This is a genomic window from Dickeya undicola (assembly GCF_000784735.1).
Taxonomy (GTDB): domain Bacteria; phylum Pseudomonadota; class Gammaproteobacteria; order Enterobacterales; family Enterobacteriaceae; genus Dickeya; species Dickeya undicola.
This window is the reverse complement of sequence record NZ_JSYG01000010.1, coordinates 30,877-52,272: the sequence shown is the minus strand read 5'-3', so window position 1 is coordinate 52,272 and position 21,396 is coordinate 30,877. Positions and strand designations below refer to the sequence as shown.

Below are 21,396 nucleotides of genomic sequence, written 5' to 3'. Positions count from 1 at the left end.
ACATTCTGCATTTGATGCCCTTTTTCAGGAGCAGGTAATGAATCAACAAGAATACCTCCGCCGCCGTCTGGCCCTGCTGGACAAGATGGTGCCCGGCAGTGCGGCTATCCTGTTCGCCGCACCGGAAGCACAACGTAACGCAGACAGTGACTACCCCTACCGTCAGAGTAGCGACTTCTGGTATTTCACTGGTTTCAACGAGCCGGAAGCCGCGTTACTGCTAATCAAGAGCGACGAGAATCACCATCACAGCGTACTGTTTAACCGGGTACGCGACGTCACCGCTGAAATCTGGTTCGGTCGTCGTCTCGGCCAGGAAGCGGCACCGGCCAAACTGGGCGTAGACCGTGCGTTGCCGTTCAACGAGATCGGCGAACAATTGCACCTGCTGCTCAACGGCCTGGATGTGGTCTACCACGCACAGGGTGAATATGCCTATGCCGACAAGCTGGTGTTCGCTGCGTTGGAAACTCTGCGTACCGGCGGTAAACGCAAAGGTTTCAACGCACCGACAACGCTGACCGACTGGCGTCCGTGGGTGCACGATATGCGCCTGTTTAAATCGGCGGCGGAAATCGACATCCTGCGCCGCGCCGGTGAAATCAGTGCACTGGCCCACACCCGTGCTATGGAAAAATGTCGCCCCGGCATGTTCGAATACCAGTTGGAAGGGGAAATCCACCACGAATTCACCCGCCACGGCGCGCGCTATCCGTCCTATAACACCATTGTCGGCAGTGGCGAAAACGCCTGCATTCTGCACTACACCGAAAATGAATCTCAGATGCGCGACGGCGATCTGGTGTTGATCGACGCCGGTTGCGAATATCAGGGCTACGCGGGCGACATTACCCGCACCTTCCCGGTCAACGGCAAATTCACCCCGGCACAGCGGGCCATTTACGACATCGTGCTGGAATCAGAAGTACGCGCTATCGAGATGTTCGCACCGGGTCGCAGCATCCGTGAAGTGAACGAAGAGGTGGTGCGTATCATGCTGCGCGGTCTGATCAAACTCGGCCTTCTGCAAGGCGATGTCGACACCTTGTTCGCCGAGCAGGCGCACCGTCAGTTCTTCATGCACGGCCTGAGCCACTGGCTGGGCATGGACGTGCATGACGTCGGCGACTACGGCACCGCCGATCGCGGCCGTATTCTGGAGCCGGGCATGGTGCTGACGGTCGAGCCGGGCCTGTACATCGCGCCGGATGCCGATGTGCCGCCGGAGTACCGCGGCATCGGTATTCGTATCGAAGACGATATCGTCATCACCGCAAACGGCAACGAGGTGCTGACCAGCGGCGTGGTGAAAGATCCGAACGAGATTGAAGCATTGATGACAAGGGCGGCAGGACAAGCCTCATGACCATCATGATTGTCGGCGGTGGAATGGCAGGCGCAACGCTGGCATTAGCGATCTCCCGTCTGTCAGGCGGCCAGATCCCGGTGGATCTGATCGAAGCTCGCTCGCCGCAGGAAAACCACCACCCCGGCTTTGACGCCCGCGCCATCGCGCTGGCACAAGGCACCTGTACACAGCTGGATGCCATCGGCATCTGGCAGACACTCGCCCCAGTCGCAACCCCTATCGCCAGCGTGCACGTTAGCGATCAGGGCCATGCGGGACGGGTACGGTTACAGGCCAGTGATTATCAGGTATCCACACTGGGCCACGTGGTCGAGCTGCACGACGTCGGCAAGCGGCTGTTTTCACTGCTACAGAATGCCCCCGGCGTGCGACTGCACTGCCCGGCCAGGGTGGTGGAGGTCGACCGGGAAGCGGACAGCGCATCACTGCTGCTGGATAACGGCACCCGTCTCAGTGGGCAGTTGCTGGTGGCGGCCGACGGCTCCCGCTCCCAACTGGCGCAGCACGCCGGTATTCAGTGGCAGCAGTCGCCGTATGAACAGGTGGCGATCATCGCCAACGTCGCGACCGCCGAAGCCCATCGGGGCCGCGCCTATGAACGCTTCACCAGGCATGGCCCACTGGCACTGTTACCGATGAGCAAAGGCCGCAGTTCGCTGGTGTGGTGCCACCCACTGTCACAACAAGCCGAGGTGGATAACTGGAGCGACGCACAGTTTCGCCAGCAGTTGCAGCGGGCTTTTGGCTGGCGTCTGGGCGCCATCACGCAAGTCGGCGAGCGTCACAGCTACCCGCTGGCGCTGGTCACTGCCCGTCAGCATATCAGCCATCGTCTGGCGTTGGTGGGTAACGCCGCGCAAACCCTGCACCCTATTGCCGGGCAAGGATTCAACCTCGGTCTGCGCGATGTAATGACATTGGCAGAAACGCTGACAGCCGCCGTTAAACAGGGTGAAGACCCAGGCAGTCTGCGGGTATTGCAACGCTATCAGCGCCGCCGCCAGCCGGATCAGCACACCACAGTAGCCTTGACTGACGGGCTGGTGCGCGTCTTCTCCAATCACCTGTTCCCGATGGAAGTCGGGCGGAATCTGGGGTTGATGGCGATGAACAGCCTGCCGCGGCTGCGGGATGTGCTGGCGCGGCGCACGCTGGGTTGGGTGGAACGTTAACACAGACAGGAATTCATGCTCTATGCAATCATTTGATGTGGTCATCGCAGGCGGGGGAATGGTTGGACTGGCGCTGGCCTGCGGTCTGCAAGGCAGCGGCCTGAGCGTCGCCGTGTTGGAAAAACAGACCGCGACCGAACCGCTGACAAACGGCCCGCACGCGCTGCGCGTTTCCGCCATTAATGCCGCCAGCGAGGCGCTGCTGCGCAAGCTCAACGTCTGGCCGGGTATTGCTGCGCAGCGGATTAGCCCTTACAACGAAATGTATGTCTGGGATAAAGACAGCTTCGGCAATATCCGTTTTTGCGGTGAAGAGTTCGGCTTCTCCCGGCTCGGCCACATTATTGAAAACGACGTCATCCAGTGGGCGCTGTGGCAACAGGCCGCCCAATCAAGGGATATCACCCTGCTGGCACCCGCCACGTTGCGGCAGGTCGCCTGGGGCGAAAACGAAGCCTTTATTACGCTGGAAGACGGCAACATGCTCACCGCCCGGCTGGTCGTCGGGGCAGACGGCGCACACTCCTGGCTGCGCCAGCACGCCGACATTCCACTAACTTTCTGGGATTACGGCCATCACGCGCTGGTCGCCACTATCCGCACCGAGCAGCCACACAACGCCATCGCCAGCCAGGTGTTCCACGGCGACGGCATTCTGGCGTTTCTGCCGCTTGGCGATCCGCATCTCAGCTCGATCGTCTGGTCGCTGCCACCGGAACGTGCCCAACAGATGCGCGAGCTGCCCGCCGACGAGTTCGCCAGGCAGTTAGCGATGACCTTCGATATGCGGCTGGGGCTGTGCCAGTTGGAGGGCGACCGTCAAACGTTCCCACTTACCGCCCGTTATGCCCGCAGCTTTGCCGCCCATCGGTTGGTGCTGATTGGCGATGCCGCACACACCATCCATCCGCTGGCCGGACAAGGCGTCAACCTGGGTTTTATGGACGTAGCGGAGCTGATTGCCGAACTCAAGCGGTTGCAGACTCAAGGTAAAGACATCGGCCAGCACCTGTATTTGCGGCGCTACGAACGACGCCGCAAGCACAGCGCCGCACTGATGCTGGCGAGTATGCAAGGCTTTCGCACCTTGTTCGCTGCGTCCCATCCGGTCGGCGGCTTGCTGCGCGACATCGGCCTGAAACTGGCGGACACACTGCCAGGCATCAAACCAACGCTGGTACGCCAGGCAATGGGGCTTAACGATCTACCGGACTGGCTGAAAAATGCGGGCTAAACGTTGCCGCATTCTCTGAGCGTTTCGGGCCGCGTGCGTTACAGCGTGGCCCGTAAATCCTGCAATACCACTTGTTCGTCAGCAAAGAAATAAGTGTATTCAAACACATGCTGTTTGCCATCGCCGTTTTTCCAGTCGGTATATTCCACAATACCTCGCACAACGTTCCGACCGTTCAGTTGATCCAATAGTGAAAAAGAAAAATAAGGTCGGGTCCCCAATTTTTCCTGAATGCGTTCGCGGATAACCGAATCATTCAGATAAAAACCAAGCGGTGAAATATAGACGCCATAGGTGCGATAAAAATAGTTTTCACTAATCTGCCGGGCAATAACCTGATAGCAGCGATCATAGAGCGGGGTCTTTTTTTCTTCGACAATGCCGGGCGCGGGAGAAACGATATTATCGATACCATAAGCGACCGCCCCGCCATCCGCCAGACTGACGCGGTAGGTATAACGCTCACCGCCGATCGGCTCATTAATACCGTGATAGTGCTTTTTCAATACATCAGCGTACCTGGCTTTCAGGCTGACGTCGTAAATCCGGATCGTCGGTTTGGGATCGCGGTTTTGCGCCAGCGCGGCAGCCAGCGCTTTCAGACTGGCGTCTGACATAAAAAACCGATCCTGACCAAGCTGTGAAAGATCGGCGAAATACGCCACCAGCCACTCGTCCCGATCCTGCAAATCTTCGCCCGCCAGCGAGAAAAAATCCCCCGTCAGATTCAGTTTCAGCAACCGTTCAAGGTACGCTTGCTGCCGTTTGACGAACGCGGTCTTCTCTGCCCGATCCGCCTGTACCCGCGCCAGAAACTGTGCGGGAGAATCGGTTTCGGTAAAGCGAACCATGAAGGTCTGGTTATCACTGCGATCGAGCAAATAGAGCGCATACACGCCTTGCCAGGATTTAAACGGTTCCGAGGGCGAAAGCCGGGTCATATCGAGGTACTGCAACTGTTCGCCGAACTCAGCACGCAGCATCTTTTTATAAGGGGCAGGATTGGAAAAACGGATACAGGACACCAGCAACGGCACGACCAGCAACATCGCCAGCCACATCACTTTTCTCATCGATCATCCTTGTCAGGCGCACATGTTATTTTCGTCTGAATAATGTCCAGGCCGTTACGCAACATTCAGATTTCATCATAACAGTAAAATAAGCACCACCAATTATTTTCGCCACATTCGATAACGTATTAATATTTACTGACGGAATTATCCATTCCTCAGATAAATCACAATACATTTTTATCACAAGAAGCCACAGCCTTTAATATTTTGCACATTAAAAGAACATCTATTATGGCTGGAAAAAATAATTAACACATCAGATAGATAGCCTTGATAACGAATGCTCGAACATCGTGATTTAAAGGCGTATGCTATCAGCAAAGACGATCGTAACTATTTAAAGGAGAGTGAATTATTCACTGTTCGTCTTTTCTTTTTTTATTTTTTGTCCCCAAGGAGAAATACCATGCAAGCTCGTACCGTTAAGGAAAAAATCATATTGGCGGTGATGATTGGCATTATTGCCGGCATCATTTGCGCGATCGCCAAATTCGGCTGGGAAATTCCTTTTCCGCCACGTACCCCGGAAAGGGATCTGACCAACCCGCCTCAGCAATTATTGCAACAGCTTGGCATGTCGTTTGATCTCTCGCATCTGACCTATCTGTTCAACGGCAATCCGCGGCCGATCATGAGCTTCATCATGCATTTCGGCTTCTCGATTACCTTTACTGTGCTTTACTGCGTAGCAGCGGAATTCTGGCCACGCATCAAGCTTTGGCAAGGGGCGTTTTACGGTTTAGTACTGTGGGCCGTTTTCCATGTCGTACTGCTGCCGCTGTTCGGTACTGTACCTGCGCCGTGGGACCAGCCATTCGCTGAGCACTTCTCAGAAATCTTCGGCCACATGTTCTGCTTCTGGGTTGCCGAACTGGCACGGCGCGATCTGCGCAACCGCATCACCCACCAGTCAGAAGACAACACGCTGACAACACAGCACGTGCACTGAGTTTCCTGCCTTATCAGGCCATCTTTTCATGGATGGCCTTTATTCTGATGCCTTATCAAAAAAGTCTTATAAAAATAGCGTTCTTTTATATCATTTCAGGAATTAAAAATAATTTTTTATACTTTTACACGTCTATGGCAACCCCCTAGAGTAGGTCATCAAGACTACACTCCTTATTACTATGCTAATTTTGAGGATTCAGGGAATGGCGACACACTCTCCAGCAAGAGCTTCGGCAAGCAAAGCATCACGGATTTCCTTACTCACCGCAGGGTTGCTGTCTCTGGCGGTGGGGGCATCGCCTTTCGCCCACTCGGCGGATGCCGCCATCACACCCGTGCAAGGTGGCACGCTGAATATCGGTCTGGGTAGCGATACCCCGGTCATCGATCCCTCCATCACCGCGTATTCCGTAGCCGCGCTGGTGGCTCGCAACGTGGTAGATTCGCTGGTAGGTCAGGCGGAAGATAACCGGTTTACCCCCTGGCTGGCCGAACGCTGGGAAATCAGCGACAACAACACCCGTTATACTTTCCACTTGCGTAAAGACGTGACGTTCAGCGACGGCACCAAACTGGACGCCGCCGCCGTGAAATACAATCTGGACCGTATTCTCGACCCGAAAACCACCTCCAGCTACGCCAAATCCCTGCTGGGCCCCATCGACAGCATTACCACGCCGGACGACTACACGCTGGTGATCAGCTATAAGAGCCCGTTCGCCGCGTTGCTGCAGGGGCTGAGCCTGCCGTATTTGGGCATTCAGTCGCCGACGTACCTGAAAAACACCCCGAACACCAGCAACACCATCGTCGGCTCCGGTCCGTTCATTCTGGAATCCTTCGTGAAAGGCAGCGGCAGCCGCCTGAAAAAACGCCCGGATTATCACTGGGGACCGGGCTATGCCGCCCACACCGGTCCGGCCTATCTGGATAAAATCGAATTCAAATACCTGCCGGAATCCTCAGTGCGCCTTGGCGCGTTGAGCAGCGGTCAGGTACAGGCGATCGACGCCGTGCCACCCGCCAACGCCGCCGCGCTGAAAAGAGACAGTCGTCTGGAACTGATCGCCCGTGAGAACCCTGGTGTTAACCGCGTGCTGTACCTGAACACCTCCAAAGGCCCGTTCCAGGACGTCAATGTGCGCCGCGCCTTCCTGCACGCGGTGGATGCCGCGTCAGCGACGAAAGTGGCGTTCTTCGGCACCCTGAAAGCCGCGGATAATATTCTTGGCCCTTCCACGCTGTATTACGACAAGTCAGCCGCATCACTGGGCGGCTTTGATCTGAAGAAAGCCAACCAGTTGCTGGATGAGGCAGGCTGGAAAACCAAAGACGGCGAAGGCTACCGCACCAAAGACGGCAAACGCCTGACCGTACATTTCGTCTACAGCACCGGTTCGTCGGAAGCAGCGGAAATCACCCTGTTCCAGGCGGTGCAATTCCAGGTGAAACAGGCCGGTATCGATGTCCAACTTAATCCGGTGGACAGCGGGGGCTTCATCAGCCGTACCAACGATAACGACTACGACATCGCGTCCAACTACTTTGTGCGTGCCGAGCCGGATATCCTGCGCACCGTGTTTGATTCCAACTATATTCCGCCCAACGGCAACAACTTCAGCCGCACCCACTCGCTGGATGACAAGCTGAGAAAAGCCATCGGTGCCAGCGACGCCGAACGTCAGCAGCTCTACAGCCAGATCCAGCATGAACTGCTCGACCAGGCTTATGCCGTGCCGCTGTTCGTCCCGGCCTACCAACTGGGCCTGTCGAAGAAAGTACAGGGCATTAGCTGGGCCACCAACGCTAAACCGAACTTCTATGATGTCTGGATTAAACCGTAACCTGGCCGTCACGGCCTTACAACGACTGTTCACCATCGTGGCTGTGCTCTGGGGCGCAGCCACGCTGACGTTTATTGCCGTCAAACTGATCCCCGGCGATCCGGTGGCGATCCTGAGCGGCGGCGATAACGTGGTGGATGAGGCGTTCCGGGCAGCGCTGATCAAGCAATTCGGGCTCGATCAGCCGCTGTGGATGCAATACCTGCGCTACTGCGGACAGGCGCTACAAGGCGATTTCGGCATCAGTTATCAGTACCGGCAGCCGGTGGTGGCGTTGATTGGCGACGCCATGCGGGAAACCGTCCAGCTGGCGCTCAGCGCGCTGGTGCTGGCGTTGCTGCTGTCGATCCTCAACGCCTTGCTGACCGCCGGACGCCATGCCCGGCTACGGGCGCTGATGTCCTGGCTGGAACTGACGCTGCTCAGCACGCCGGTCTACTGGGTCGGCATCGTGTTGCTCAGCGTTTTCAGCTTCCACCTGCAATGGTTCCCGGTGATGGGCAACGACGGGTTGATCTCGCTGGTGCTGCCGGTCGTCACCCTGAGCCTGCCGCTGGCGGCTCTGCTGAGCCAGGTGCTGCGCGACGGGCTGGAAGAGGCGCTGTCGCAGCCGTTCGCGCTGACGGTGCGTACCCGCGGCGTCAGCGAAACCTGGCTGCGCGTTCGGCACGGCCTGCGCCACGGCGCGCTGGCGGCGTCCACCCTCACCGGCACCCTGCTGGCAGGCGTGCTGAGCGGTTCGGTGCTGACCGAAACCGTGTTTGGTCGTGCAGGCATCGGCCAGATTACCTTGCACGCCATCGAAAGCCGTGACATGCCGCTGGTGCTGGGGTTAGTGATGCTCTCCGCCCTGTTGTTTGTGGTCATCAACCTGCTGGTGGATGCGTTGTATCTGATTATCGACCCCCGTTTGAGAAAAAAGGCCAGCGCCCATGAGCAGTGAACCGTTACCCCGTCGTGAGCCTCTGACACTGATGCATACTCCTTATCGCACGGCTTATCGCAGCCCCTGGCTGGCACCCGCAACCCTGCTTCCCGCCACCGCCGTACTGTTATTGTTGCTGGCGGTGTTTTTCCCCGCGCTGTTCACCCATCGTCTGCCGGATGAGATGGATATCGAAGCGGTGCTCCAGCCGCCCAGTGCGGACCACTGGTTCGGCACCGATCCGCTCGGGCGCGACGTGTTCACCCGCGTCATCTATGGCACGTCGTTGTCGCTGAGTATCGGCGTCGGCGCGATGTTAATCGCCTGCCTCGGCGGCGTGCTGCTGGGCACCTTGTCGGCGCTGGCCCCCTTGCCGATACGTCGTGTACTGGTGCGGCTGTTGGATATCATGCTGGCGTTTCCGGAAATGCTGCTGGCGCTGCTGGTCATCGCGGTGCTGGGACGCGGCCCGGAAAACACGCTGCTGGCGGTAGGGCTGGCCGGTGTCGCCAGCTATGCGCGGCTGGTGCGTTCGCAGGTGTTGCAGGTGAAACTGTCCGGTTACGTGGAACACGCTGTCGCGCTGGGCGAGCATCCGCTGTATATCGTGGTGCGTCATATCATTCCCAACACATTACGGCCGTTGCTGATTCTGGCGACCATCGGCGTCGGTAACGCGGTGCTGTCCGCCTCTGCGCTGAGCTTCCTCGGGCTTGGCGTGGTGCCACCCACGGCGGAATGGGGCGCGTTGTTGGCCGACGGCCGCAACTTTTTGGATATCGCCCCCTGGGTTAGCCTGTTTCCCGCCAGCGTCGTCGCGCTGTCGGTGATCGTTATCACCCTGTTGGGGCGGCGTTTGCAGGCCATTTTGGCTAAGGGGGCAGCATGAGTCAGTCTGCTTTGCAGCCGTTGCTGCGCGTTGACGGATTAAACGTGACCTTCCCCAGCCAGCACGGGCCGGTGGAATCGGTGCGCGACCTGTCGTTTCAGGTCAATCCGGGGGAAATTCTGGCGCTGGTGGGCGAATCCGGCTCTGGCAAATCGGTCACCGCTCGAACACTGGTCGGGCTGGCGGGTGAACGGGCGCAGATTCAGGCCAACGCCATCGAACTGGTGCGCCATGACGGCAGCCGGTGTGACCTGCAAACACTCAGCGATCGGCAGTGGCAACAGGTGCGCGGCCGGGAGATCGGTTTCATATTGCAAGACGCGCTGGTGTCGCTCGACCCGCTGCGGCGCATCGGGCAGGAGGTAGCGGAACCGCTGCTGACCCATAAACTGGCGTCGCGTAACGATGTGGCAGCACGCGTCGCCGAGTTACTGGCCCAGGTCGGAATTCCCGACCCGGCCAACCGCGCGGCGCAGTACCCGCATGAGCTGTCCGGCGGGCTGCGCCAGCGGGCGCTGATTGCCTCGGCGCTGGCGGCCGGGCCAAAACTATTGATCGCCGACGAACCCACCACCGCGCTGGATGCCACCGTCCAGCAGCAGGTGCTAAAACTGTTCACCGCGCTGGCGCAGGCCGGGTACGGCGTGCTGCTGATCACCCACGATCTGGCGGTGGTGTCGCAGGTCGCCGATCAGGTGATGGTGATGCAGAAAGGCACGCTGGTGGAGCGCGGCCCGGCGCGGCAGGTGCTGTCCGCGCCTCAACATCCTTACACCCGCAGGCTGCTGGCCGCTATCCCGACCGCCGCCACTCGCGGCAACTGGCTGGCGGGAGAAAACCCGCTTAGCCCACAGGCATCAACCCTGCTCTCTTCCGTCGGCGAGTCAGGTGAAAAGAGCGGGCTAGCGTTGCAGGTAGACGGCGTATCCGTCTCGTTCAAACGCCCGGATGGCAGCCGAATGACGGCGGTGAACAACATTTCGCTGACGGTAGAGCGAGGGGAAACGCTGGGCATTGTCGGCGAATCCGGCTCCGGCAAGACCACGCTGGGGAAAGTGATTCTGGCATTGCAGCAACCGGACAGCGGTGAAGTACGCCTGTCCGGCCAACCGTGGAGCGCGCTGGCTGAGCGAGAGCGCCGCCCGTTACGCGCCCGTATTCAAACCATCACGCAGGATCCGCTCAGTTCGTTCGATCCGCAGTTCACCATTGAGCAGATCCTACAGCAACCGTTGCGCCTACGCCGCGATCTCAGCCCACAAGTCCGCCAACAGCGTATTCTTGCGTTGCTGGAACTGGTGGGGCTGTCGCCAACGCTGCTTTCCAGACGGCCACAGTCGTTATCCGGCGGGCAGCGCCAGCGCATCTCCATCGCGCAGGCGCTGGCGGCGGAGCCGGAAGTGCTGATTTGCGACGAACCAGTATCGGCGCTGGATGTCACCACCCAGGCGCAGGTGCTGGACCTGCTGGTAGCGTTGCAGCAACGTTTGCAACTGTCGATGGTGTTTATCTCCCACGATCTGGGGGTGGTGCAACACATGAGTCACCGGATTGCGGTGATGAAAGACGGCGACGTGGTGGAACGCGGCACCGTGGAGCAGATTTTTAATCAACCGCAACACCCCTACACCCGGCAATTACTTTCCACTGTCGCCCCGGTAGCGATTAACCGACAAAATAACGATATTTACGCCTGACGTTATTTCAGCGCACCATCATGCACGTTACGTTTTCAATTAAAATGAAAATGTAGTGCATGATGGTGCATCTCATCCATTAATGAACAAAATTAATTAATTTATAATAAATAATTTCAAACATGAAATAATAAATCTGTTGATATTAAAACCAATCTTCTGATATAAATGCAAAAAATGGAATTCTGATACACTCGATGGAATACGCATGGCTAATATTATTTATCTAACACTAAATGGAAAGCAACAAGGTTTAATCTCTGCCGGATGTTCCACATTTTCATCAATAGGCAATAAATATCAGTCTGGCCATGAAGATGAAATTTTTATTTATGAATTCTTCGGTCATTTAAACCGGGCCGATAATGTATCCTTTCTGCCTATACAGATAAAAAAGCCGATTGATAAATCCACACCGTTAATTGCACAGGCACTCAATGACAATGAGACACTAACCTGTGAATTTTCATTCTATCGAACCAGTACCACGGGTGGTAACGAACTGTATTTCAAAATAAAACTACTCGGTGCCATTATTACCGATATCAGTTATGTTTACCCGAATTCATTAACAGACAACGGTGAACAACCACACGAAAGTGTACACTTCAAATTCCATACCATTGAATGGGAACATGTTGTCGCCAGAACTAACTCATACCTGTTCTGGAAAGACGCCGCGAGTTAACGGCCAGCAATGATAAGTTATCTGGTATCTCATCAATGGGCAGATCTTCCTAAAAAGGAACTCTATGACATTACAAGGAAAGTTCATCGTCAATAATGCTGACTACTCACCACTGACGCTGTTGGGCGTTGGCACGTTTATGGCGTTTTCTGGTAACAAAGTTTATCGTAATCGCGGTGGATGTACTGATATTCCAGAAAATGGTCCTATTCCGGCTGGTCGGTATTGGATTGTGGACCGCCCCACAGGAGGAATGCGTTCACAGGTTATCACCTGGTCTAAGGACAAGTTAAACTCTATATTAGGGAATCCATCAGATCATTCTGAGTGGTTTGCACTATATAGAGATGATGAAAAAATTGATGATTACACTTGGATTAATGGTGTGGAACGAGGTAACTTCCGGTTGCATCCAGTCGGAGGGAGGGGAATCTCTCAAGGATGTATCACGTTACGACATTACTCTGACTTTTCTGCTATTCGAGCTGCGTTGTTAAGAACAAGAAAGCAGCCTGTTCGTAATACTGGTTTGGAGTCCTACGGAACAATTGAGGTAGTCACTTATGGCAACACTTGCCCGTAGAGTGTTTAAGACTCTATTATTTTTCACCCTTTATTACCTATCACTACGGTATATCCATCCCTACCCGATAACATTCACGCGGAACATGACCGACTGGCTCGTCACGGTTGCTAACAGTCTGGGGTTCCGTGATCCGGAGTGGTTTTACCTGCTAGCAGTACTGCTGATTAATATGGTTATCACCGTGGTGTTGTACGGGTTAGGTATGCGAGCATGGAAATACTATCAATCCATGAAACGTTAACCAGAAAAATAAAAATATAATCACTAATGACCACATTTATCCGCAAAGCACTAAAGTCGATTTTATTTATTATTTTATTTTTCTTATCGGTACGTTATGTTCATACCTACCCGATCCCTATGCCAAAAGAGCAAGTTACGCTACTTTTTAAGCTATCTGCAGCATTAGGTATTCGTGACCCAGACGATCTTTATATCTCGTCAATGCTGGTTATTGAGCTGATAACTACAATATTTTCTTATATACTCATAATGAAAATATGGCGAGCATACAAAAAGTAGTAATTATATATTCGGTAATGATTCATTAAGATTATCTTATTTAAGAAAATTATCAGCATGAAAAATAAGTCAAGATTATTTATCCGTCATATTTTCAGCGTGCTATTATTTATTTCCTTATTCCTTCTGTCTATTCGTTATGTTCATACTTACCCCGTTCCACTGACTCGAAAGCAAACTGATTTGTTAGTGACACTATCGGAAAAAGCTGGCTGGAAAGACCCAGAGCTGTTCTATATCACAGTGATGTCAATCATCGATCTTATCGTCACCATTCTCGTTTATTTAGCAATCATAAAACTCTGGCGTTATTATCACACCTCACGCTCAACACGTCGGCCGTTATCGAAATAACGCTCGCCCCGCCGCCTCACACTTTGCTGCCGACCTGAAAACGCTGCCGGTAACCGCTTGGCGTGACGCCGAACGCCTGATGGAACACCACGGAAAAATAGTTGCTGTCGTCAAAGCCGCATTCGGCCGCCACTTCGCTGATGGTCTGGCGATTGTGGCGCAGCAGCTCCATCGCCCGGCACAGCCGCAACTGGCGCAGATACTGCGCAACACTCATGCCGGTCTGCTGTTTGAAGCGACTGCGCAGGCTGCGCATACTGATGTCGTGCAACTGGCAGAAATCCTCCAGCCGGAACGGTCGGGCGATGCTGGCGCGTAGCGAATTCATCAGCAAGTCCAGTTGTTGAGCATCCGCCAGTTGCGTGCTGTCCGGCGCATAGCGATAACGCAGCGCCAGCAACGCAATCTGCAACAACAACACTTCGCTGAGTTGTAACGACAGCGGGTCCGATTTCATGCACTCCTGCATCAGACTTTCCACTTTGTCGCGCAAGGCATCCATACTCTGGGTCGCCAGCCGCCAGTAGCGCTGTTGCTGCGGCACCTCGCCGCCTGGCAGCAGGTTTTGCCAGTCGGTCGGCAGCGTCAGACGGTCACGGATATAAAGGATGTTGTCCAGCTCCAGATCATGCACCGATTCGTAGCTGTGGCGGTCGCGGGCGGTGACATAAAACAGGTCGCCGCAGGTAATACGGTAGGGAACGTCATTCCACAGGTGCAGGCCATTGCCGCGCCAGACGATCACCAGTTCGTCGAAGTCGTGATGATGCAACGGAAACGCTGGCTGAGGGCTGCGCTCCGCCACCGTGACCGTATTCTTGTCGGTAAGAAAGTAATCTTCCGTTCGTAACTTCAACCCGCGGGATGGCACAGCCTGTCGCCCCTATAACGCCTACTGGGATAGGCTCTCAGTCCTCACACAGCGCCTGATGGCGCAACGTTTTGGGGGCCAGCGAAAAGGCTTTGCGAAACTGCGTGGAAAAATGATTGCTGTCGCTGAAGCCGCAATCATGGGCGATGGTGGTGATGGAGTCATCGCTGTGCTGCAACCGACGCCGGGCTTCCAGCAGCCGCAACCTATTCAAATAGCGCTGCGGCGTCATGCCGGTGTGCTGCTTCAGTTGCCGATGCAGCGTACGCAGCGACAGCGAAAAGCGGTCCGCCAACGTTTCCCAATCCACCTCGTCATAAAAATTGTGCTGCAACCAGCCCAGCAACGCCTGAATGCCCTGTTGTGCGCTGCCGTCGCCCTGCGTCTGGAAACGCTTTTGCTGCAACAGCACCAGAATTTGCAGGAACAGGCTTTCGCTGGCGGCGATATCCTCCGGCTGGTCATGATGCGCCAGTGCTGCCAGTTGCAGGATCAACTGCTTGATCTGCTGCTGAGCGGCGGCGTTCACCTGCCACTGCCCCAACCATTCGCCATTGGCACCATACGGCAGAAACGGCGCGATGTCAGACAGGAATCGAAACCCGCGTGGCGATCGATACAGCACATTGGTCAGGTGCAGTTCCTCCACCTGTTCAAACAGATGGCGATCGTTGTCGCGCACGAAAAACACCGCCCCGCTGCACAGCGCAAAAGGCTGGTCGTTGAACACGTGCACACCGGCCCCCTGCTCTACCAGCACGATTTCCCAGAAGTCGTGATAATGCTCAGGAAAGGCGCATTGCGGCATACGAGGTTCCACCGCCACCGTCGTCGCTTGTGAAGCAAAAAACTCTTCGCCATGAAGTTGTGTCATGTCGCGTTCCTCCCCTCATCCTGACGCATCCACATGTCTGGATAGTAGTCAGAAGGCAGGCCCCCGCGCCTTAAAATAGCGCCGCGACATCGCCGTCGCGAGGTCATTTTTTCAAGATCCGACGGTTAAATCACTGAACTGTGTGCAGGATCACAAGCCGACTATCGCCATAAACTGTGAACCAATTCACAGTCAACTTTGCCATTTTGCCAACCCGATTTTTCAGATGGCACTCACCCAAAGGTGCCACCGCTCCAACTCTCCTACACTGCCGAACACAATCACACACCATAACGACAACGGAGAGCACGGCATGGCGGTTAAGCATTACGTAGCGGTCGATCTCGGCGCGTCCAGCGGACGGGTGATGTTGGCGTCGCTGGAGGTCGAAACCCAGCGGTTGACGTTGACGGAGATTCACCGTTTCAACAATCCGCTGCGGTTCTGGCAGGGGCATCATCTGTGGGATCTGGACGAACTGGAGCGCCAGATTCGCCACGGGCTTGCAACCGTTGATGCGCGTGGCATTCACCCTGTCAGCATCGGTATCGATAGCTGGGGTGTGGACATGGTGCCGCTGGACCAGCAAGGCAACCGGCTGGGCCTGTCTTACGCCTATCGCGACCACCGCACCGACGGCCAGATGGCGCAAGTCATCGCCGAACTGGGCCGCGAGCGCCTCTACCGGCAAACCGGCATCCAGTTTCTGCCGTTCAATGCCCTCTATCAATTGCGGGCGCTGCGCCAGCAGGATCCGGACGTCTGGGGGCAGGTGGCGCACCTGTTGATGATCCCGGACTACTTCCACTACCGGCTGACCGGGCAGATGGCCTGCGAATACACCAACGCCAGCACCACACAGTTGCTGAACCTGGAAAGCGGCGACTGGGACCGCTGCCTGCTGGATTATCTGGGCGTGCCGCCCAACTGGCTCACCACGCCACGCCAGCCGGGTCACCGGGTAGGCGACTGGGTAGCCCCCAGCGGCCGTGCCATACCGGTTGTGACGGTCGCTACCCACGACACCGCCAGCGCGGTGGTCGCCACCCCGTTGACCGACGCAGACAGCGCCTACCTCAGCTCCGGCACCTGGTCGCTGATCGGTATTGAAAGCCGTGAACCGTTAACCGGCCCGGCCGCGCTGGCCGCCAACATTACCAATGAAGGCGGCGTCGGCGGCCGTTACCGGGTGCTGAAAAATATTATGGGGCTTTGGCTGTTGCAGCGGGTGTGTCAGGAACAACAGGTGACCGACCTGCCAGCGTTACTCGACGCCGCAGCCGCGCAGCCAGGCTTCGTCAGCCTGATCAATCCGAACGACCAGCGGCTGATTAATCCGCCGTCGATGAGCGACGCGCTGTATGAACTCTGCCGCGAACACGGCCAGCCGCGGCCTGCCAATACCGCCGCGCTGGTGCGCTGCATTCTGGACAGCCTGGCGCTGTCTTATCGTCAGGGGTTACTGACACTGGGTGAGCTGCGCGGTGCGCCGCTGCGTCATCTGCATGTGGTGGGCGGTGGCAGCCGTAATCGCCTGCTGAACCAACTGTGCGCCGATGTCTGTCAGGTGCCGGTGCTCGCCGGTCCGGCTGAAGCCTCGACCCTTGGCAACATCGGCTGTCAGTTGATGGCGCAGGGCGACGTGGCGGATCTGGATGCCTTTCGCCGTCTGCTCACCGACAACATTCCGCTGCAACCGTTTACCCCCCGACAGGACTGTGATTTTGCTGGTCACTGGCGCCGTTTTCAGGCGCTGAGCCAGGTTAACGAGGAGCTTACCGTATGAATACCGCGATAGAAACCGCCTGGCGGCTGGCCAGAGAACGTTACGCCCGACTGAATATTGATGTGGATGCCGCGTTGCGCCAGTTGGATCAGATTCCCGTTTCCATCCACTGCTGGCAGGGTGACGACGTGGCTGGCTTCGAGCACGACAGCGGCGCGCTGACCGGTGGAATTCAGGCTACCGGCAACTATCCCGGCAAAGCACGCAACGCCACCGAACTGCGCGCCGATCTGGAGCAGGCGTTCCGCCAAATCCCCGGCCCGAAGCGGTTGAATCTGCACGCCATCTATCTGGAGTCGGATACGCCGGTGGCGCGCAACGCCATCGAACCGCACCACTTCAGCCACTGGGTCGCCTGGGCTAAAGAGCATCAACTGGGGCTGGACTTCAACCCCACCTGTTTTTCGCACCCGCTGAGCAGTGACGGTTTCACCCTGTCGCACCCGGATGAAAACGTGCGCCGTTTCTGGATTGAGCACTGTCAGGCCAGCCGCCGTATTTCCGCCTGGTTCGGCCAGGAATTAGGCACCGCGTCGGTGATGAACATCTGGGTTCCGGACGGCATGAAAGACCTGACCATCGACCGGCTGGCGTTCCGTCAGCGGCTGCTGGCGTCGTTAGACGAGGTGATCGCCGAAAAACTGGACCCGGCGCACCACATCGACGCGGTGGAGAGCAAACTGTTCGGACTGGGGGCGGAAAGTTTTACCGTAGGCTCCAGCGAGTTTTATCTGGGCTACGCCACCAGCCGCCAGACCGCGCTGTGTCTGGACGCTGGTCACTTCCACCCCACCGAAGTGATTTCCGACAAAATCTCCAGCGCCAGCCTATTCGTACCGCGCCTGTTGCTGCACGTCAGCCGCCCGGTGCGCTGGGACAGCGACCACGTGGTGCTGCTGGACGACGAAACCCAGGCCATCGCCCATGAAATCGTGCGGCATAAGCTGTTTGATCGGGTGCACATCGGGCTGGATTTCTTTGATGCTTCCATCAACCGTATCGCCGCCTGGGTTATCGGCACCCGCAACATGAAAAAAGCGCTGCTGCGCGCGCTGCTGGAACCCACCGAAACCCTGCGCACGCTGGAGCAAAACGGCGACTACACCGCCCGGCTGGCGCTGCTGGAAGAGCAGAAATCGCTACCCTGGCAGGCGGTGTGGGAGCACTACTGCCAGCAGCATGACGTCACGCCCGGCAGCGACTGGTTGCAGTCCGTGCGTCACTATGAAAACACCGTTCTCTGTCAACGTTAAGGATTTGCCATGCAATCACTACTCACCTCCTGGTTTGTACAGGGAATGATCAAGGCCACCGGCGACATGTGGCTCAAAGGCTGGGATGAACGCAACGGCGGCAACATCAGCCTGCGCCTGACCGAGGACGACGTGACGCCATTCGAAAGCGACTTCTCTCCACAGCCACGGCACGAAGTGCTATCCCAGCCGATGCCGGAACTGGCAGGCTGCTGGTTTATCGTCACCGGCTCCGGCAAATTCTTTCGTAATGTTCAGCTGGACCCAGCCGACAATCTGGTGCTGTTACAGGTGGACAGCGATGGCGGTGGCTACCGGATCTTCTGGGGGTTGAGTCACGGTGGCCTGCCAACCTCGGAGCTGGCGGCGCATTTTCAGTCGCACATCGTGCGCATGAACGTCAGCGGCGGGCGGGATCGGGTCATCATGCACTGCCACGCCACCAACCTGATCGCCCTGAGTTATGTGCTGGAACTGAACAGCGCAGCGTTTACCCGCGAGCTGTGGGAAGGCAGTACCGAATGTCTGGTGGTATTCCCGGACGGCGTTGGCATTGTGCCGTGGATGGTGCCAGGCACCGACGCCATCGGCAGCGCCACCGCCGAACAGATGCAACATCATTCGCTGGTGCTGTGGCCGTTTCACGGCATCTTCGGCACCGGCCCGTCGCTAGATGACGCCTTCGGTCTGATCGATACCGCCGAAAAATCGGCAGAAGTGATGGTCAAGGTGCGCGCGATGGGCGGGAAGAAGCAGACGATCTCGACTGAAGAATTGATCGCGCTCGGCGAGCGGTTTGGGGTCACGCCGATGGCGTCCGCCTTACGTATTGGGTAAAGCTGCTAAGTAGCGCTATGCCGGATAAATATCACCATCAGGATACCATGCGGGCAGAAACGTCGTCGGGGTTCACCGGTAATGGTGAAAAACAGGCAGAACCCTGACGTCGTGCACTGTTGGCATGGCTCACAAGGATGTTTCCCGCTGAATGCGGGTCACTGTCTACAGGATGACGACTATGTTGAAAAAAGCATTTGTGATGCAGGTCTTCCCGGATTGCCACGAGGAATACCAGCGTCGCCACAACCCCATCTGGCCGGAACTGGAAGCGGAGCTGAAAGCACACGGCGCGCACCACTACAGCATCTTCCTCGACCCGGAACGCAACCTGTTGTTCGCGTATGTGGAAATCGAATCGGAAGAGCGCTGGAACGCTGTCTCGCAAACCGATGCCTGCCAGCGTTGGTGGAAATACATGAAAGAGGTGATGCCCGCCAACCCGAATAATAGCCCGGTTAGCGCCGAGCTCAAGGCGGTTTTTTATCTGGAGTAGTTCGCGCCAGCACGACAGCCGCTAAATTAATAGCACCAAATCATACGATTAATTATTTTGTATGAAGTTGTCTTACAAATAGAAAACATCCCTTTCCCCCAATACTTTTCCCCCAATAAGTTGAGGCGCAGGACAACAACACCTGCGCCTTGCACAGCGTGACGCGCAGCACCTGCACTTGCCTTATTTTGGGCATATTCACAAAAAGCCCCAAAAATCATCATTCGGCATCACAAAATCAGCATTAAAAAATAAAAAACAATTCGCCAAAATGACGACTCCGCCCTATGAAGAGAATAAATTTTTGAATTACCCTGCCGTTATTAAAGATACTTTCCCTTGCCAAGAAAAAACTATGAAAAAATTCTCGCAATTAACCGTCTTTTCCAAGTTGCTGTTCGGTTTTTCCGTGCTGATCGTGATGATGCTGTTGATTGGTGCGGTATCCATCTACCAGCTCAGCGCCAACAATGACCGCATCAGTGCCTACCGTGACAGCCGCCTGCCGGGCGTGCGTTATACGCTGGAAATGCGTGGTGTGCTGTCTGAGTTGCGGCTGCAGCAGATACAGTACATCTCCTCCAAAACGCCCGCCGAACGAGAAGGCCATCGCAAGGAACTGTTGCAGAATCAGGACATATTTCTGAACGCCCAGGCCAATTACGCCAAACTGGTGAAAAATGACACGCAGGACAAACAGACGCTATTCGGCCAGGTAACGGATAATTTCAAGAATTTCGTGGACGTCAACACCAAGGTGATTGATGCGGTCAACAGTGAGAAGCTGGATGACGCCAGCAAAATCAGCGGCGCGGTGTCGGCGAAATATCGCACCCAGTTGATGAAGGACCTGGCAACGCTGGTGGATATGGAGACTGCCAGCGGCGATCAGGCCGCGGTTGAGGCTGCCGCCGGTTATCGCACCGCGCTTTATATTCTGTCCGGCTTGTTACTGCTGGCGCTGATCGCCACCGGCATTATCGCCACGCTGATCGCCCGTAACCTGTCTCGTCAGCTTGGCGGTGAACCGACTTACGCGGTATCAATCATGAACCAGATCGCCGCCGGGAATCTCAATACCACAATCAACCTGCGGGCGGGTGACACCCAGAGCCTGCTGGCAACAATAAAAAATATGAATGAAAAGCTGGCTGACATCATTCATAACATTGTGAACGGCAGCGAATCTATCTCGCTGGCGGCCAGTGAAATCGCTCAGGGCAACAGTGACCTGTCGCAGCGTACCGAGGAACAGGCGGCGTCGCTGGTGCAAACCTCCTCCAACATGCAGCAGATCACCGAAACCGTGAAACGCAACGCCGACAACGCCCATCAGGCCAGCGAACTGGCGCGCCAGACCTCGCAAACTGCGGCACACGGCGGCGATGTCGTAGATGACATGTTCAAACGGATGCATGAAATCTCCGGCAGTTCACAGAAGATTGTCGATATTATTTCGGTCATTGAAGGCATTGCCTTCCAGACCAACATCCTGGCGCTTAACGCCGCGGTGGAAGCAGCGCGTGCCGGTGAACAAGGCAAAGGGTTCGCCGTCGTCGCCGGGGAAGTGCGTAACCTGGCACAAAAGAGCGCGAACGCCGCTAAAGAGATCAAAACGCTGATCGAAGGTACGGTGGAGAAAATCACCGACGGTTCCCGTCATGCTGATACCGCCAGCCACGCCATGGAAGAGATCGTCAACTCGATCAACAAAGTTACCGAGATCGTCGCAGAAATCTCGATGGCGTCCAACGAACAGCATCAGGGGATCAAGGAAATCGGCATCGCCATTGACCAAATGGACCGTGTGACCCAGCAAAACGCCGCGCTGGTCGAGCAGGCCGCCACCGCCGCCCAGTCCATGACGGAACAAGGCGAGCAGTTACGCGACTCTGTCCGCTTCTTCCATCTGGAAACACAGCCGTCTACGCTGCGCCTGTACTGATTCACCTCGCCGGGTCGTCGCGTCGAC

At 56.3% G+C, this 21,396-nt stretch carries 19 protein-coding genes; 16 read left to right on the top strand and 3 right to left on the bottom strand.

Features of this window, described 5'->3' with window-relative positions; genetic code table 11:
* The first annotated feature begins 37 nt into the window (after positions 1–37).
* From pepP to ubiI, 3 genes are read left to right on the top strand one after another with little or no spacing between them, the layout of a single operon-like run.
* Entirely contained in the window at positions 38–1,366 is a 1,329-nt protein-coding gene (gene pepP / locus OB87_RS05935; RefSeq protein ID WP_033568520.1) for a Xaa-Pro aminopeptidase, read from the top strand.
* Positions 1,363–2,541 carry a 2-octaprenyl-6-methoxyphenyl hydroxylase gene (ubiH, locus tag OB87_RS05930; RefSeq protein ID WP_033568519.1) on the top strand — a complete coding sequence of 393 codons (1,179 nt, stop codon included), beginning with the start codon at positions 1,363–1,365 and terminating at the stop codon, positions 2,539–2,541. Before pepP ends, ubiH begins: the two co-directional genes overlap by 4 nt.
* Before the next feature lie 22 nt (positions 2,542–2,563).
* Positions 2,564–3,775: an FAD-dependent 2-octaprenylphenol hydroxylase gene (ubiI, locus tag OB87_RS05925; RefSeq protein WP_033568518.1), complete on the top strand. Its 1,212-nt coding sequence runs from the start codon at positions 2,564–2,566 to the stop codon at positions 3,773–3,775.
* Positions 3,776–3,813: 38 nt separating this feature from the next.
* On the opposite strand, the gene OB87_RS05920 is transcribed toward ubiI, so the two are convergent.
* Entirely contained in the window at positions 3,814–4,848 is a 1,035-nt protein-coding gene (locus tag OB87_RS05920) for a hypothetical protein (protein WP_033568517.1), read from the bottom strand.
* A 409-nt stretch (positions 4,849–5,257) separates the two neighbouring features.
* Between OB87_RS05920 and OB87_RS05915 the strand changes: the two genes are divergently transcribed.
* The 8 genes from OB87_RS05915 to OB87_RS20995 all read left to right on the top strand — a co-directional run bounded on the left by OB87_RS05915 (position 5,258) and on the right by OB87_RS20995 (position 12,672).
* On the top strand, positions 5,258–5,800 hold the full coding sequence (locus tag OB87_RS05915; protein ID WP_033568516.1) for a YagU family protein: 543 nt from the start codon (positions 5,258–5,260) through the stop codon (positions 5,798–5,800).
* Between the two features lie 205 nt (positions 5,801–6,005).
* Positions 6,006–7,646, top strand: coding sequence for an ABC transporter substrate-binding protein (locus OB87_RS05910; protein ID WP_050515643.1), 1,641 nt, complete (start codon positions 6,006–6,008; stop codon positions 7,644–7,646).
* Positions 7,624–8,589, top strand: coding sequence for an ABC transporter permease (locus OB87_RS05905; RefSeq protein ID WP_033568515.1), 966 nt, complete (start codon positions 7,624–7,626; stop codon positions 8,587–8,589). The genes OB87_RS05910 and OB87_RS05905 overlap by 23 nt, the downstream gene beginning before the upstream one ends.
* The gene (locus OB87_RS05900; RefSeq protein WP_033568514.1) at positions 8,579–9,460 is read left to right on the top strand and encodes an ABC transporter permease; all 882 of its coding nucleotides are present in this window, start codon (positions 8,579–8,581) and stop codon (positions 9,458–9,460) included. The genes OB87_RS05905 and OB87_RS05900 overlap by 11 nt, the downstream gene beginning before the upstream one ends.
* Positions 9,457–11,157: a dipeptide ABC transporter ATP-binding protein gene (locus OB87_RS05895; RefSeq protein ID WP_033568513.1), complete on the top strand. Its 1,701-nt coding sequence runs from the start codon at positions 9,457–9,459 to the stop codon at positions 11,155–11,157. The genes OB87_RS05900 and OB87_RS05895 overlap by 4 nt, the downstream gene beginning before the upstream one ends.
* A 208-nt stretch (positions 11,158–11,365) precedes the next feature.
* Positions 11,366–11,845, top strand: a complete 480-nt coding sequence (locus tag OB87_RS05890; protein ID WP_033568512.1) for an Hcp family type VI secretion system effector — start codon at positions 11,366–11,368, stop codon at positions 11,843–11,845.
* Positions 11,846–11,909: 64 nt separating this feature from the next.
* Positions 11,910–12,428 (top strand): DUF2778 domain-containing protein, encoded by a 519-nt coding sequence (locus OB87_RS19730; protein WP_072025437.1) that lies wholly within the window; start codon positions 11,910–11,912, stop codon positions 12,426–12,428.
* A gap of 85 nt (positions 12,429–12,513) precedes the next feature.
* Positions 12,514–12,672 (top strand): hypothetical protein, encoded by a 159-nt coding sequence (locus OB87_RS20995; RefSeq protein ID WP_235425245.1) that lies wholly within the window; start codon positions 12,514–12,516, stop codon positions 12,670–12,672.
* A 651-nt stretch (positions 12,673–13,323) separates the two neighbouring features.
* Here OB87_RS20995 and rhaR read toward each other — a convergent pair.
* Both rhaR and rhaS read right to left on the bottom strand, forming a co-directional pair.
* Positions 13,324–14,178, bottom strand: a complete 855-nt coding sequence (rhaR, locus tag OB87_RS05875) for an HTH-type transcriptional activator RhaR (protein WP_033568509.1) — start codon at positions 14,176–14,178, stop codon at positions 13,324–13,326.
* A 37-nt stretch (positions 14,179–14,215) separates the two neighbouring features.
* Entirely contained in the window at positions 14,216–15,052 is an 837-nt protein-coding gene (gene rhaS, locus OB87_RS05870) for an HTH-type transcriptional activator RhaS (RefSeq protein WP_033568508.1), read from the bottom strand.
* A 313-nt stretch (positions 15,053–15,365) separates the two neighbouring features.
* Between rhaS and rhaB the strand changes: the two genes are divergently transcribed.
* From rhaB to OB87_RS05845, 5 genes are all read left to right on the top strand, one after another.
* Entirely contained in the window at positions 15,366–16,838 is a 1,473-nt protein-coding gene (gene rhaB, locus OB87_RS05865) for a rhamnulokinase (RefSeq protein WP_033568507.1), read from the top strand.
* On the top strand, positions 16,835–18,091 hold the full coding sequence (locus OB87_RS05860; protein ID WP_033568506.1) for an L-rhamnose isomerase: 1,257 nt from the start codon (positions 16,835–16,837) through the stop codon (positions 18,089–18,091). The genes rhaB and OB87_RS05860 overlap by 4 nt, the downstream gene beginning before the upstream one ends.
* 9 nt (positions 18,092–18,100) lie before the next feature.
* Entirely contained in the window at positions 18,101–18,928 is an 828-nt protein-coding gene (rhaD, locus tag OB87_RS05855; RefSeq protein ID WP_033568505.1) for a rhamnulose-1-phosphate aldolase, read from the top strand.
* 181 nt (positions 18,929–19,109) lie between these two features.
* The gene (rhaM, locus tag OB87_RS05850) at positions 19,110–19,424 is read left to right on the top strand and encodes an L-rhamnose mutarotase (RefSeq protein WP_033568504.1); all 315 of its coding nucleotides are present in this window, start codon (positions 19,110–19,112) and stop codon (positions 19,422–19,424) included.
* Positions 19,425–19,779: 355 nt separating this feature from the next.
* Positions 19,780–21,369, top strand: coding sequence for a methyl-accepting chemotaxis protein (locus tag OB87_RS05845; RefSeq protein WP_033568503.1), 1,590 nt, complete (start codon positions 19,780–19,782; stop codon positions 21,367–21,369).
* The last annotated feature ends 27 nt before the right edge of the window (positions 21,370–21,396 follow it).